This is a genomic window from Cupriavidus sp. 94F1, assembly GCF_057798875.1.
Genome location: NZ_JBYOJT010000001.1, coordinates 77,001 through 90,522 on the forward strand (window position 1 = coordinate 77,001; position 13,522 = coordinate 90,522).

At 62.9% G+C, this 13,522-nt stretch carries 14 protein-coding genes and 1 tRNA gene; 3 read left to right on the forward strand and 12 right to left on the reverse strand.

Going from position 1 to position 13,522, the window contains the following annotated elements:
• Positions 1-119 precede the first annotated feature (119 nt).
• From rplI to AC3FJ6_RS00365, 5 genes are all read right to left on the reverse strand, one after another.
• Positions 120-572: a 50S ribosomal protein L9 gene (rplI, locus tag AC3FJ6_RS00345; protein WP_029051061.1), complete on the reverse strand. Its 453-nt coding sequence runs from the start codon at positions 570-572 to the stop codon at positions 120-122.
• 30 nt (positions 573-602) lie between these two features.
• Positions 603-881: a 30S ribosomal protein S18 gene (rpsR, locus tag AC3FJ6_RS00350; RefSeq protein ID WP_006163606.1), complete on the reverse strand. Its 279-nt coding sequence runs from the start codon at positions 879-881 to the stop codon at positions 603-605.
• A gap of 3 nt (positions 882-884) precedes the next feature.
• Positions 885-1,184, reverse strand: coding sequence for a primosomal replication protein N (priB, locus tag AC3FJ6_RS00355; protein ID WP_029051060.1), 300 nt, complete (start codon positions 1,182-1,184; stop codon positions 885-887).
• A 20-nt stretch (positions 1,185-1,204) separates the two neighbouring features.
• Positions 1,205-1,579 carry a 30S ribosomal protein S6 gene (gene rpsF / locus AC3FJ6_RS00360; protein WP_029051059.1) on the reverse strand — a complete coding sequence of 125 codons (375 nt, stop codon included), beginning with the start codon at positions 1,577-1,579 and terminating at the stop codon, positions 1,205-1,207.
• Between the two features lie 115 nt (positions 1,580-1,694).
• On the reverse strand, positions 1,695-2,705 hold the full coding sequence (locus AC3FJ6_RS00365) for an asparaginase (RefSeq protein WP_488770301.1): 1,011 nt from the start codon (positions 2,703-2,705) through the stop codon (positions 1,695-1,697).
• Between the two features lie 234 nt (positions 2,706-2,939).
• On the opposite strand from AC3FJ6_RS00365, the gene lexA reads away from it, so the two are divergent.
• Complete coding sequence (gene lexA, locus AC3FJ6_RS00370; protein ID WP_153945205.1) at positions 2,940-3,596, forward strand: transcriptional repressor LexA; 657 nt, start codon at positions 2,940-2,942, stop codon at positions 3,594-3,596.
• A gap of 153 nt (positions 3,597-3,749) precedes the next feature.
• The gene (locus AC3FJ6_RS00375; RefSeq protein ID WP_194946421.1) at positions 3,750-3,923 is read left to right on the forward strand and encodes a hypothetical protein; all 174 of its coding nucleotides are present in this window, start codon (positions 3,750-3,752) and stop codon (positions 3,921-3,923) included.
• 251 nt (positions 3,924-4,174) lie between these two features.
• Here AC3FJ6_RS00375 and AC3FJ6_RS00380 read toward each other — a convergent pair.
• The 6 genes from AC3FJ6_RS00380 to AC3FJ6_RS00405 all read right to left on the reverse strand — a co-directional run bounded on the left by AC3FJ6_RS00380 (position 4,175) and on the right by AC3FJ6_RS00405 (position 10,350).
• A tRNA-His gene (locus tag AC3FJ6_RS00380) sits at positions 4,175-4,250 on the reverse strand.
• Positions 4,251-4,375: 125 nt separating this feature from the next.
• The gene (locus AC3FJ6_RS00385) at positions 4,376-4,636 is read right to left on the reverse strand and encodes a hypothetical protein (RefSeq protein WP_488770302.1); all 261 of its coding nucleotides are present in this window, start codon (positions 4,634-4,636) and stop codon (positions 4,376-4,378) included.
• Between the two features lie 823 nt (positions 4,637-5,459).
• Positions 5,460-6,464: a tRNA dihydrouridine(20/20a) synthase DusA gene (dusA, locus tag AC3FJ6_RS00390; RefSeq protein WP_488770303.1), complete on the reverse strand. Its 1,005-nt coding sequence runs from the start codon at positions 6,462-6,464 to the stop codon at positions 5,460-5,462.
• A gap of 401 nt (positions 6,465-6,865) precedes the next feature.
• Entirely contained in the window at positions 6,866-7,429 is a 564-nt protein-coding gene (locus AC3FJ6_RS00395; RefSeq protein WP_153945208.1) for an NADPH-dependent FMN reductase, read from the reverse strand.
• 158 nt (positions 7,430-7,587) lie between these two features.
• Positions 7,588-8,667 carry an enoyl-CoA hydratase/isomerase family protein gene (locus AC3FJ6_RS00400; RefSeq protein ID WP_488770304.1) on the reverse strand — a complete coding sequence of 360 codons (1,080 nt, stop codon included), beginning with the start codon at positions 8,665-8,667 and terminating at the stop codon, positions 7,588-7,590.
• A gap of 114 nt (positions 8,668-8,781) precedes the next feature.
• Positions 8,782-10,350, reverse strand: a complete 1,569-nt coding sequence (locus AC3FJ6_RS00405; RefSeq protein WP_488770305.1) for a methyl-accepting chemotaxis protein — start codon at positions 10,348-10,350, stop codon at positions 8,782-8,784.
• Positions 10,351-10,572: 222 nt separating this feature from the next.
• Between AC3FJ6_RS00405 and AC3FJ6_RS00410 the strand changes: the two genes are divergently transcribed.
• On the forward strand, positions 10,573-11,493 hold the full coding sequence (locus tag AC3FJ6_RS00410) for a sterol desaturase family protein (protein WP_488770306.1): 921 nt from the start codon (positions 10,573-10,575) through the stop codon (positions 11,491-11,493).
• An 80-nt stretch (positions 11,494-11,573) separates the two neighbouring features.
• Here the strand turns inward: AC3FJ6_RS00410 and typA are convergent, their stop codons facing one another.
• Positions 11,574-13,394 carry a translational GTPase TypA gene (typA, locus tag AC3FJ6_RS00415; RefSeq protein WP_029051050.1) on the reverse strand — a complete coding sequence of 607 codons (1,821 nt, stop codon included), beginning with the start codon at positions 13,392-13,394 and terminating at the stop codon, positions 11,574-11,576.
• Positions 13,395-13,522 lie beyond the last annotated feature (128 nt).

A 13,522-nucleotide genomic window follows, 5' to 3' on the forward strand; every position in this document is an offset into this window, starting at 1 on the left:
GGGAATTATAACGGCGCCGGGCGCCACGCAAAAAACAAAAAAAGGCAGGAGCGTGGCTCCTGCCTTTTTTGTGCATCCGACGCGCCGGTCCGGACCGGCACATCGTGGACGCGTACAGCTTAGACGTGCTCGCCCAGCACCGAAACGGTGATGTCGACCAGCACGTCGGTGTGCAGCGACACGCCAACGGCGTAGTCGCCAACCATCTTCAGCGGGCCGTTCGGCAGGCGCACTTGCGACTTCTCGACCTTGAAGCCTTGGCCTTCCAGGGCTTGGGCGATGTCGGCGTTGGTCACCGAACCGAACAGACGGCCGTCCACGCCCGACTTCTGCGTGATCTGGACGGTCAGACCGTTCAGCTTCTCGCCTTCGGCTTGCGAAGCAGCCAGCTTGGCGGCAGCGGCCTTTTCCAGCTCGGCGCGCTTCACTTCGAATTCGGCGATGGCGGTTTGCGTAGCACGGCGAGCGCGCTTGGTCGGGATCAGGAAGTTACGTGCGTAACCGTCCTTCACGCGAACGATGTCGCCCAGGTTGCCCAGGTTGATGACTTTTTCCAGCAGAATGACTTGCATCGTGTATTTCTCCTTGCGGTCCCGGGACTATCAGTTCTTGTGCAGGTCGGTGTACGGCATCAGCGCCAGGAAGCGGGCGCGCTTGATGGCCGTATCCAGCTGACGCTGATAGTGCGCCTTGGTACCGGTCAGACGAGCCGGCGTGATCTTGCCGTTGTCGCCGATGAAGTCCTTCAGCGTGTCCAGATCCTTGTAGTCGATCTGTTCGACGCCAGCCACGGTGAAGCGGCAGAAGCGCTTGCGCTTGAACAGCGGGTTCTGTTGCTGGAAGCGCTTCTTGTTCTTGTTGTCACGTTTGACGAATGCCATGATTCAATCCTTTTCGAATGCTTTACATCGAGTGATGTGAAAGACCAGTGTCTTGCTGTTGCGGTGCTTGCGGGCCAGAAAGCCTTCGCAGTCGAGCAGCGTGCCGAGCGGCATGCGCTCGAGCCGCTGGCCAATCGGGCCGATGCCCATGGCCACCACTGCGAATTCCACCTGCCTGGGCGTTTCCGCCTCCATCACCTCGCCGGCATGCTGCAGGATGCAGTTGACGACAGGGATGCCGGCTGGCGTATAGCGCAGCGTATCTCGCTCGGCGAGCGTGGCGGTCAGCCGAAGCTGGTTCACCGCGACACAGCAGTCCGCACTCAGGCGGCCTGGCCTTCCGTGGTCGTTTGCGCGGCCTTGCGGGCTTCTTCGCGCTGCACTTCCTTCATCATCGGCGACGGCGCGGTTTCAGCCTTCTTGGTCTGGACGATCAGGTGACGCAGCACGGCGTCATTGAACTTGAACGCGTGCTCGAGTTCAGCCAGCGTGTCCTTGCCGCATTCGATGTTCAGACAAACGTAGTGAGCCTTGGCCAGCTTCTGGATCATGTAGGCCATCTGACGACGACCCCAGTCTTCCACGCGATGGATCTGGCCATTTTGCGACGTGACGAGCTGCTTGTAACGCTCGATCATCGCCGGCACTTGTTCGCTTTGGTCCGGATGGACGATAAATACGATTTCGTAATGACGCATTGACGCTCCTTTTGGGATGAGCCACCCGGGCGTCACGTCCGGTGCGGCAAGGTTGAATAGCCGGCGAGTATAGCCCGGAAACCCGGGAATCCGCAAGGTACGCGGTGCAGGCGGCTCAGCAGGCGGCAAAAAGCGACTGCAGGCGCCCGGCATCGACGCCGAGCGCGGGGTCGGCTGCCAGCGCCACCAGCAGCAGCACGCGCGCCTTGTAAGGGTTGAGGTCGGCCGCCGACGCAAACAGGCCAGCCCCCGCCGCCGGCCGCGCCGGAATCGACACATGGCCGGCGCCAGTACGTGAACTGCGCACCACTGCCACACCAGCCGCCGCCGCATCGGCCAACGCCGCCACCAGGGTTTCGTGGACCGAGCCATTGCCGGTGGCGGCCACGACCAGCCCCTTCACACCAGCCGACACCAGTGCATCCACGGCCACCCTGCCCGGCTGGGCATGGCTGACCACGATCTCCACCATCGGCCAGGCCGACGGCACCGGCAAGCACGGCGCCTCCCGCCGGGACGGCGTACGCGTGAATCGAATATAGGCGTCCTGCACGTAGCCGACCGGACCGGCATTCGGCGAGACAAAGGCATCGACGGCGGACGTATGCGCCTTGGTCACGTCGCGCCCGGCGTGGATCTGCTGGTTCAGCACCACCAGCACAGCCAGGCCCCGCGCGTCCGGATGGGCCGCGACGCGCACCGCATCGAGCAGGTTCAGCGGGCCATCCGCCGACAGCGACGTTGCCGGGCGCATCGCCGCAGTGATGATCACCGGCACGGGACACGGCTGCGTCAGGTGCAAAAACATCGCCGTTTCTTCAAGCGTATCGGTGCCGTGCGTAATCACGATGCCGGCCACGTCCGATTGGCCGGACCAGTACGCCACCCGCGCCGCCAGCTGCTGCCAGAGACCGAACGTCATGTCCTTGCTGTCGACCTGCGCCACCTGCTCGGCCTCCACGCGCGCGACATCGGCCAGCGCGGGCACGGCCTGGACCAGTTGCGACACCGGCACGGTAGCCGCCTGGTACTGGGCACTGCTGGCGGGGTCGCCGGACGATCCGGCAATGGTGCCGCCGGTGGCAAGCACGACGACACGGGGCAACGATGAGGAAGACGCTGACATGTAAATAGGCTGACTGAGGGGGCTGGCCGGGCGGGCGCGGCCCGGGATCTGGCCGACGATTGTAACTGCCACCCCGCCCCAGCGCCCCCTTGGCAAACCCGCGAAGCCACCGGTGCCGCCGTCGCCCATGTAGAGCCCACTGCGCAAATTGTGCTTGCACTTCACACGATACTGTATAAAATCACAGCATACTGTTTAAACATACAGTGCTTCGGCACGAGAGACCGGCGAACCATGGCGACCCTGACACCCCGGCAGCAGCAGATTTTCGATCTGATCCGCGACACGATCCGCAACACGGGCTTCCCGCCCACGCGCGCAGAGATCGCCGCCGAGTTTGGTTTTTCCTCGCCCAATTCGGCCGAGGAACATCTGCGGGCGCTGGCACGCAAGGGCGTCATCGAACTGACCCCCGGCGCATCGCGCGGCATCCGGCTCAAGGTGGCACGCAGCGATTCGGAACGTTCCGACCAGTTCTCGCTGCCAATGGCAGGCGTGCTGCAGTTGACGCTGCCGCTGGTCGGTCGCGTCGCTGCGGGCAGCCCGATCCTTGCCGCAGAACATATCGACCGTCAGTACCAGGTGGATGCATCGGTCTTCGACGAGCGTCCGGACTACCTGCTGCGCGTACGCGGCCTGAGTATGCGCGACGCCGGCATTCTCGATGGCGACCTGCTGGCCGTGAAGAAAGCCAGCGAGGCAGCCAACGGCAAGATCGTCGTAGCCCGCCTGGGCGAGGACGTCACGGTCAAGCGCCTGAAGAAACGCGGCGACACGATCGAACTGATCGCAGAAAACCCCGATTTCCAGAACATCGTGCTCCATTCGGGCCGCGACGAGTTCTCCCTTGAAGGTATCGCTGTCGGCCTGATCCGATCGTCAGGCTTCTAGCGTGATCGGAGGCGCCTGACAGCGACTCCGGCTCCCGAGACTTAGGCAGCACGGCCGTCTGCCCTGGTCACCCGCTTTGCTTTGCCCATGCCGCCCCGTCCTTGCTGGACGACGGGCGCGGACCACTGCTGTCGCAAATTACGAGGTGTTGCCATGCTGCAATCGAATCCCATCGCTTCCCGCCGCCCGGTCAAGCCGGTCCCGTTCCGGCAAATCAAGGGCGTCCGCGTCTACCAGGGCGCGCAACGTCGCACGATGGTCGGCAACATGGCAGCCATCTGCCGCATGCTGGAACTGGCAGAACCGACCACGAAACTGCTCGATTGAAATCTGGCCGCGTGCCACGCGGATCAGCGCGCAACCGCATCACTGCGCATTCGCGTCATGCGCAGAACCGGACCTTGTCGACCCCGCCAACGTCCGGTTTTTTTCGCCCATCGACCGGCTTCGCCTTGGCGTATGCGATCGCAATCGGATGCTGTCAGGTCGGTTGCACCAGGCGGAAGGGATGGTGGGAAGGGATGCGTGCAAAGCAAAACAGCCGCTTGACTAAGCGGCTGTTTTGCAAGGGAATTCTTTGGGGTGGCTGATGGGACTCGAACCCACGACGACAGGAATCACAATCCTGGACTCTACCAACTGAGCTACAGCCACCGTAGAGATTTTTCGTTGACCGTTGTGTCGATCAGCGAAGAACAAGACTATACAAGCATTCTCTGCTGATGGCTAGTATTCCGCACAAAAAAATTTCGGATTCGCTGGCGGATGGCTTCCGGACTTCATCGGGGGCCCACCCACTTCGCTTCCAGCAGCACGGCTTCCTTGATCGCAGCGATGATCTCTGCCTCGCTCGGAAAAAGTCCAAGCAAGCGTTTCGACTTGCCATTCAGGACGTCGCGCTGCAACGCCTTGCCGGCGTCGATCGATGTGCCTGGGTGCCAGCAATAGCGCGCAGTCCATTTGCCGTCCTGCAGTTGCTCGGCTACCCAGATCACCCGGTAGTCCTCGAAGACTTCACCGAATGGTTCTTCCGCTTCCATTTCGTTTCCTCAGGGCTCGCTTCCGATTCACTGGCTTCGACATTCCCCGTCACACCGCTCGAACCGGCCAGCCCAACTGCTTTTCCCCCACTTGGCGCCGCATCCGTGAAGATACGACTCCCACGCCATGCCGGCTAATGTCGCGGCATTTTTCAGCGCATCGTAACATGACCTACGCGCCGCTCGACAGGGCATGTCTTAACAATAGCCCGAGCTTGACGTATCGGCCTGCCCTTCAAAAGCGGAGGTCTTGCCCCACCACGGCAGGGTTCTGTCGCAAATAATGCTGTTGGATACTCTTCCCCGAGGGACATTGACCCCCTCGACATTCCCGACAGGCGATCACTCCCGACGAGCATCGCCTGCTTTTTTTTTGGTGTTCAGGTACGCCACGGTTTTATGCGCGATTCGTGCATGGCGCGACCCACGAAAAAAAAGAGCCCGCTCGCAAGCGGACTCTTAAATTAGCGATCTCAATGCCCTGAAGGCACATTCAATGTAGACCCCGAACGCACGGCGCACCATCCGGGCAAACCCACGGTTGCTGTGGTAACAACGAGACGGGGCAGAAAAAAAGCCCGCACACGGCGGGCTCAAAAATCAGTTGAAGAAAGCCCTGTATTCGAGGGCAGGCACAGTGTAAGAACATGCCGCAGGACTGGCGAATTAGGGGAATCCCTTTGCCCACGCGGGTTTCCAGTCACCTCAACCGCCGCAAACGCCCTTGGGGCATACATTTGCGGCATGTGCATAGCACGATCGTTCGAAATTAGAGTTTTTCCTCCAGTCCAGCCCGCATACGATCGTCACGTTCGGGGGTCGCTCAGGCCGCCTCCAGGAGGTCTGGACGCAGATGGGAACGCGCTTCTTCGAATAGCGCATCCACGTCGGCCCGGGTGCGGGCAGCGTTCATGCGCCGTGCATCCGACAGCACCCGGCGCCAGCCGCGTCCGCCATAGACCCCGCGATGGAGGCCCAGCATATGCCGGGTGGCAGCGCCCATATAGCCGCCCCGCTCCACCAGATGGCCGATATAGGCTTGCATGGCCATTTCGGCGTCTTCGCGCGTTGGAATCGGCGATTCAACGCCGTAGAAACGGCTGTCCATTTCGGCGAGGATATAAGGATCGTGGTAAGCCTGACGGCCGATCATTACCCCATCCACGTGGCGCAAATGTTCTTCCATTTCGCCATAAGAGACAATGCCGCCGTTAATCAGGATTTCCAGCTGCGGAAATTCTTTCTTCAGCTGGTATGCAACTTCGTACCGCAACGGCGGAATTTCCCGATTTTCTTTCGGGCTAAGGCCTTTCAGAATGGCATTACGGGCGTGCACGATAAATGTTTCGCAACCGGCGTCGGCAATAATGCCAACGAAGTCGCGAACAAAGTCATAGTGCTCGATCGTGTCGATACCAATGCGATGCTTCACCGTCACGGGCACCGACACCACATCCCGCATCGCCTTGACGCAATCGGCAACCAGCTGGGGCTCTGCCATCAGGCACGCGCCGAACGCACCGCGCTGCACGCGCTCCGAGGGGCACCCGCAATTGAGGTTGATTTCCTTGTAGCCCCACTGCTCACCCAGCTTCGCCGCCTGCGCGAGATCGGCAGGTTCACTACCGCCCAGCTGCAGTGCCACGGGCTGCTCGGCCGCGTCGAAATCGAGATGCCGCGCCACATCGCCATGCAGCAGCGCGCCCGTGGTGACCATCTCGGTATAAAGCCAGGTGTGCTGGCTCAGCGCGCGATGGAACGTGCGGCAGTGGCGATCAGTCCAGTCCATCATCGGGGCAACCGAGATGCGGCGCGGATTTGCAGTCATGGGTATGGCGTCGAGGGAGCGTCCGGGTACGGTTCTGGGTCCACGGACTGAGGAAGACCCGCAAGTATACGCGAGATGACGTTCCTGAGCAGCGCCCCGGAACGCTCACATCGGGTGCGCGGCACGCGGCCAGTAAAAACGGCGCCCGGAGGCGCCGTCTCTCATGTTGGGCGGGCTGCACTCAGTGCATGAAGAGCCAGATCAGGATCAGGACGAAGGCCGGGACGCCGAGCAGCCAGGCGAGAATGTACGGCATGGTGTTTCCTCCTTGTCTATGTGTTTGAACATGGCTTCACTATAGAAAGCAGGGGTCACTGCCGGTGTCGGGTCTCCCCCGCTTCGCCTTGTAGGACGGGGCTTACCGACGTTTGAATCGGACTGGCGCGATCGGCGGCCGACTGTCAGCGCGCCGCGGCGTTGCGGTCGATCCAGGCCGCGAAGGTCGTCAGGTACTTGCTCAGGAAGCCCCGGGTCGAGTCGTTGCTGATGCCGCCCTGCTCATCGAACAGCTTGTCCACCCCGCTGATATAGGCTTCCGGCTGTTGCAGCACCGGAATATTCAGGAACACCAGCGACTGGCGCAGGTGGTGGTTGGCGCCAAAGCCGCCGATATTGCCCGGCGACGCGCTGATCACGCCACCCGGCTTGCCGTCCCAGGCGCTTTCCCCATACGGGCGCGATCCCACGTCGATGGCATTTTTCAGCACGCCCGGCACCGAGCGGTTGTATTCAGGGGTAACGAACAGGACGGCATCGGCGCGGCGGATACGGTCACGGAAGGCCACCCATTCCGATGGCGGATTGGCGTCGTCATCCTGGTTGTAGTGGGACAACTGGCGAATCTCGACGATATCGAGCTTGAGCTGCGGCGGCGCAATCGCGGCCAGGGCCTTGGCCAGTTTCAGGTTCAGGGATTCCTTGCGCAGGCTTCCCACCAGTACGGCGACATCACGAGGATTGCTCATTACGGTTCCTTTCACTGTTCACACACGGTCGAAGTGAATCACAGGCCGGCTCCGGCAGCAGGGCCAGCCCTGCCCACACTGTACTTGACTTGCATGGCCGCCGCCGGCCACCGCGCGCAACGCCCATGCCGATGCAAATGGCGCAGCGGGCGGAGCGACTACGCCAGCGATGCCAGCGGATGTTCCTCGCGCCGCCACTTGCTGTCGAAGAACGCGCGCACGCGGCCCGGCGTCACTTCGTCAAGGCGGGCCGGATTCCATTTCGGCTGGTGGTCCTTGTCGATGACCAGCGCGCGGATGCCCTCGATGCCGTCGCCATGACGGAACACGTCGTACATCATGTCGAGCTCCATGCGCAGCTCGTCTTCCAGCGTCATCGTGCGCGCACGGCGGATCTGTTCCAGCGTGACGCAAAGCATCAGCGGTGACCGGCTGCGCAGCGTGGCGGCGGTCTGGGCCGCCCAGTCGCCGGCCGTGTCACTGACCGCGCTCAGAATCTCCTGCGCCGTGGCGCCGGCAAACAGCGTGTCGATCATGCCGGCATGCTGGGCCAGCGGGCTGGCGTGCGGCACGCACGCCGCCGCGTGCTGACCCGTGAAGGTGGCGATATGGGCCAGCACGGCGTCGCCGCTGTCAAACGCATGCGCCTGCAGCGATGCCGCCAGTTCCGCCATCACATTGGCCGGCAGATAGGCATCGGCCAGCTTCGCGTACAGGGCGTCGGCGGCGTGAATCACCGTGCCGGTCAGGCCCAGGTACTCGCCGATATGGCCCGGCGTACGCGCCAGGAACCAGCCGCCGCCCACATCGGGGAACAGGCCGATGTTCGTCTCCGGCATCGCCATCTTGGTACGGTCGGTGACGATGCGCAGCCGGGCGCCCTGCGAGATGCCCATGCCGCCGCCCATCACCACGCCGTCCATCAGGGCGATATAGGGCTTGCGGTAGCGGTGGATCAGATGGTTGAGCGCGTACTCCTCGACAAAGAACTGGTCGAGCATCGGGTCGTTGGCGTAGTACGCCTGATGGAACCAGCGGATATCGCCGCCGGCGCAGAACGCCTTGCCGCCCGCGCCGGCCACCACCACCGCATGCACGGCGGCATCGGTTTCCCACTGCTGCAACGCCTGCGTGATCGCGCGAATCATGTCGAGCGACAACGCATTCAGGGCCTGCGGGCGGGTCAGCGTCAGATAGGCCACACCGCCCTGCACCGCCGTCGATACAAACTCCGTCATATCCGTCTCCGTTCCAGTAGGCGGCAATTTTACGCCACCTGCCTTGCCCGGATTCGATGACGGCGCCGTTTCAGAATCGGCTTATCGTCTGTCGAGCCGCTGCAGCCCTGGCGATCACGCCAGCCGGAAGGCCGACATCAGCCCTGTCAGCCGTTGCGCCTGGTCTTCGAGCGACCCGGCCGCCGCGGCGGCTTCCTCCACCAGCGCCGCGTTCTGCTGCGTCATGCCGTCCATATGCGAGACGGCCACGTTCACCTGTTCGATGCCGCGCGACTGTTCGTCCGACGCCGCGCTGATGCCGCCGACGATATCGCTCACGCGGCGCACCGCATTGACGATGTCCTGCATGGCGCGCTCCGCGTCGTCCACCAGCGATGTGCCTTCGCGCACATTCGACACCGAGGCGCCGATCAGCGTGCGGATTTCCTTCGACGCCGCCGCGCACCGCTGCGACAGATCGCGCACGTCGCCCGCCACCACCGCGAAGCCACGGCCGTGCTCGCCGGCCCGCGCGGCCTCCACGGCCGCATTGAGCGCCAGGATATTGGTCTGGAAGGCGATCTTCTCGATCACCTCGATGATGTCCACCACCTTGTTGGCGCCGGTGTCGATCTGCTGCATCGTGCTCTGCACCCGCGACACGGCCTGGCTGCCGGTCTCTGCCAGCCGGCGCGCATCCACCGCCAAGGTGCTGGCCTCGCGGGCGCTATCGGCGTTGTGGCGCACGGTGCTGGTCAACTCCTCCATGCTCGAAGCGGTCTCCTGAAGCGACGCGGCCTGCTGCTCGGTACGCTGCGACAGGTTGGCATTCCCGCTGGCAATCTGCTGGCTCGCCGCCGCAATCGAATCGGCGCCGCTGCGCACTTCGCCCACCATCTCGGCCAGACGCCCCTGCATGCGCCCCAGCATGCCGAGCATGCGGCTGGTCTCGCTTCTTGCGTGCTCGTCGGCGATTGCAGCGCCATCGCGCATCGCCGAAATACTAAGATCGCCGTCCGCCATGCGCGCGAAACGGCCAATGGCGATATCCAGCGGATGGACGATCGACGCACGCAGGCGCCAGGCCACCACGGTGCTGAACGCCAGGCCAAGCACCAGGACCGCGATGGAAACGGTCAGCAGCCTGTCGTAGCGATGCTGGGAATTCTCGTAGACGGCCTTGGCGCTTTCCACTTGCAGGCGCCCAAGTTCCGTATTGACGGCGGTGAACTGGATATCGAGTTTCGGAATTGTCTCCATGACCGCCTTCATCATCGCCTCGCGGTTGCCCGCGTTGAGGGCGGCGATCATCGGCGTCACGCCCTCCTGGAACAGCGCGCGGCGTTTCTCTGACACATTCTCGGTGGCGCGTGTCTGCTCGTCGGTTCGCGGAATGGCCAGATACGACTGCCATGCGGCGTCGGACAGCCGCGCGAAGTCCTGGGCCGTGGCGGCGCGGGCCTTGGCATCGGCCGCCTCGGTGGCAAAGGCCGCCTGGTCCAGCAGCACACGCACCAGCAGTTGATTCGAGCGCGCCTCCGCCAGATACGTGGCGGCCGACAATTGCTGCTGGTAGATCTGGCGCGTGGCGTCGTTGCTACGCGACATGCCGATCCAACCAACGGCACCGACAATCAACAGCAACAAGTTTGTGACAATTGTCAGAAGCCACAAACGGGTTCCAATCGTAGTGTTGCGAAACATGGGGCAGTTCTCTCCGTGACTTGAATATCGGCCACTCCTCCATGGCCGTCGCCCCAATGACGGCATTGTCGTGGCCGACTTGATTGCCTCCCGGTGATAGTCAGTCCTTCATTTTCGTGATGGATCGCAAAACGTTAAGCGGGCGCCACTTGACGTGCGTATGGAGGAAATCCTCGGTGCGAATCTGGCGGAAATATGCACACTTGCGCCATGACATCCTCCATGACATCGGGCGCTACCCCCGCCCAGGGTTTTGACCCCGGCCTGATCCTGCTAGCCTTCGCGCCAGTCTTCGTGCTGACGATTGGCTGGGAGGCCTGGTACTGGTCCAGGCGCGACCGCTCGGTCTACAGTTGGCGCGACACGCTGTCGAACGCCACGCTGGCGCTGATGCACCAGGCATCGGACGCCTTCTTTCTCTGGTTGATGATCCGCACGGTCTACACATGGTGCTACGCCCACGGCCTGCGCGCCGTGCCCCAGACGTGGTGGTCTTTTGCGCTGCTGTTGCTGCTGCAGGACTTTCTTTATTACTGGTTCCACCGCGCCAGCCATCGGGTGCGATGGATGTGGGCGTCGCACGTGGCCCATCACTCGTCGGAAGGCATGAACTTCTCCACGGCGTTCCGGCAAAGCCTGACCTATCCGGTCTCGGGCATGTGGATGTTCTGGATTCCGCTGGCTTTTATCGGATTTTCTCCAGATTGGGTCATCCTGGCCGTCGGCCTGAACCTCGCGTTCCAGTTCTTCGTCCATACGCGGCTCGGACAACGCTGGCCGATCGTTGAGAAGATCGTCAATACGCCAAGTGTGCACCGCGTACATCATGCGAAGAATCCGCAGTACATCGACCGCAACTACGCCGGCGTGCTGACGGTCTGGGACCGCATGTTCGGCACCTTCGTGCCCGAGCAGGAGGCGCCGCAATACGGCATCACGCGCCAGGTCCGTACCTACAACCCGCTGACGCTGACGTTTCACGAATGGCGCGACATGTTTGCCGATGTGCGGCGCGAGCGCGATCTCCGGTATTTGTGGAAGCCGCCGGAGTGGCGAGGACCACGGGCTGCGGCTTCGGAGGTTGATATGCTTGCCCTCTCCCCCGGCCCCTCTCCCGCGAGCGGGAGAGGGGAGCAAACCTAAGTCGGGCGACGAAAAAAAACCGCGCCACATGGGCGCGGTTTTCGTTTCCAAGGACCGGCCAGCAGGCCGGACGCCGGAAATCAGTTCGCGTCGCGCGAAGCACGCTTGCGCTCGTGCTCCTTCAGGTGACGCTTGCGCAGACGGATGCTCTTCGGCGTGATTTCCACCAGTTCGTCGTCGGCGATGAATTCCACCGCGTATTCCAGCGACATCTGGATCGGCGGCACCAGGCGCACCGCTTCGTCGGTACCCGACGCGCGCACGTTGGTCAGCTGCTTGCCCTTGATCGGGTTCACGACCAGGTCGTTGTCGCGGCTGTGGATGCCGATGATCATGCCTTCGTACAGCGCATCGCCCGGCTTCACGAACATGCGGCCGCGATCCTGCAGCTTCCACAGCGCGTAGGCCACGGCGTCGCCGTCGTCCTGCGAGATCAGCACGCCGTTGTGGCGCTCGCCCAGGCCGCCTTCGCGCACCGGCGCGTAGTCGTCGAAGATGTGGCTGATCAGGCCCGTACCACGGGTCAGCGTCAGGAATTCACCCTGGAAGCCGATCAGGCCACGCGCCGGAATGCGGTATTCCAGGCGGGTACGGCCCTTGCCGTCCGACGCCATGTCGAGCAGTTCGCCCTTGCGGCGGCCCAGCTCTTCCATGACCGAACCCTGGTGGCCGTCTTCGACGTCCACGGTCAGCAGTTCGTACGGCTCGTGCTTGACGCCGCCGATGTCCTTGAACACCACGCGCGGACGCGACACGGCCAGCTCGTAGCCTTCACGGCGCATGTTTTCCAGCAGAATGGTCAGGTGCAGTTCGCCACGGCCCGACACTTCGAAGATGGTGTCGTCGCCGGTATCGGCCACGCGCAGCGCCACGTTCGACTTCAGTTCGCGGTCCAGACGCTCGCGCAGCTGGCGGCTGGTCACGAACTTGCCTTCACGGCCGGCCAGCGGCGACGTGTTGACGCAGAAGTTCATCGTCAGCGTCGGCTCGTCCACCTTCAGCATCGGCAGCGCGTCCTGGGCTTCCGGGGCGCACACGGTGCAGCCGATGCCCAGTTCCTCGATACCGTTGATCAGCACGATGTCGCCGGCTTCCGCCTCGGCCACGATTTCGCGCTCCAGGCCGCTGAACTTCAGCACCTGGTTGATACGGCCCTTGATCGGATTGCCTTCCGGGCCGAACTTGACCACCACGTCCTGCAGCGGCTTGGCGCGGCCACGGGAAATGCGGCCCACGCCGATCTTGCCGACGTAGCTCGAATAGTCCAGCGAGATGATCTGCATCTGCAGCGGGCCGTTCGGGTCGTCGTTACGCACCGGTACCTTGTCCAGCACGGTCTCGAACAGCGGCTTCATGTCGCCGTCGCGCACGTCCTCGGTCAGGCCGGCGTAGCCGTTCAGGCCCGACGCGTAGATCACCGAGAAATCGAGCTGGTCGTCGTTGGCGCCCAGCTTGTCGAACAGGTCGAAGGTCTGGTTGATCACCCAGTCCGGGCGGGCGCCCGGGCGGTCGATCTTGTTGATCACCACGATGGGCTTCAGGCCCAGGGCCAGTGCCTTGCGCGTCACGAAACGCGTTTGCGGCATCGGGCCTTCCACGGCGTCCACCAGCAGCAGCACGCCGTCGACCATCGACAGGACGCGCTCCACTTCACCGCCGAAGTCGGCGTGGCCCGGGGTATCGACAATGTTGATGTGCGTGCCGTTGTACTCGACGGCACAGTTCTTCGCGAGGATGGTAATCCCGCGTTCCTTTTCCAGGTCGTTCGAGTCCATCACCCGTTCGGCGATTTGCTGGTTGTCGCGGAAGGTGCCTGCCTGGCGCAGGAGTTGGTCGACCAGGGTGGTCTTGCCATGATCGACGTGAGCGATGATGGCGATATTACGGATGGCGCGGGTCATTCGGCGTCCCCTGAAGGCGGAGCTATCGGAAAAAATTAACCCGACATTCTAGCATGTTGCAGCGCAGAACACCCTATTGCTGTCCAGCATAGATCAAGACGCGTCATTGCGTTTTCCGCAATAACAAA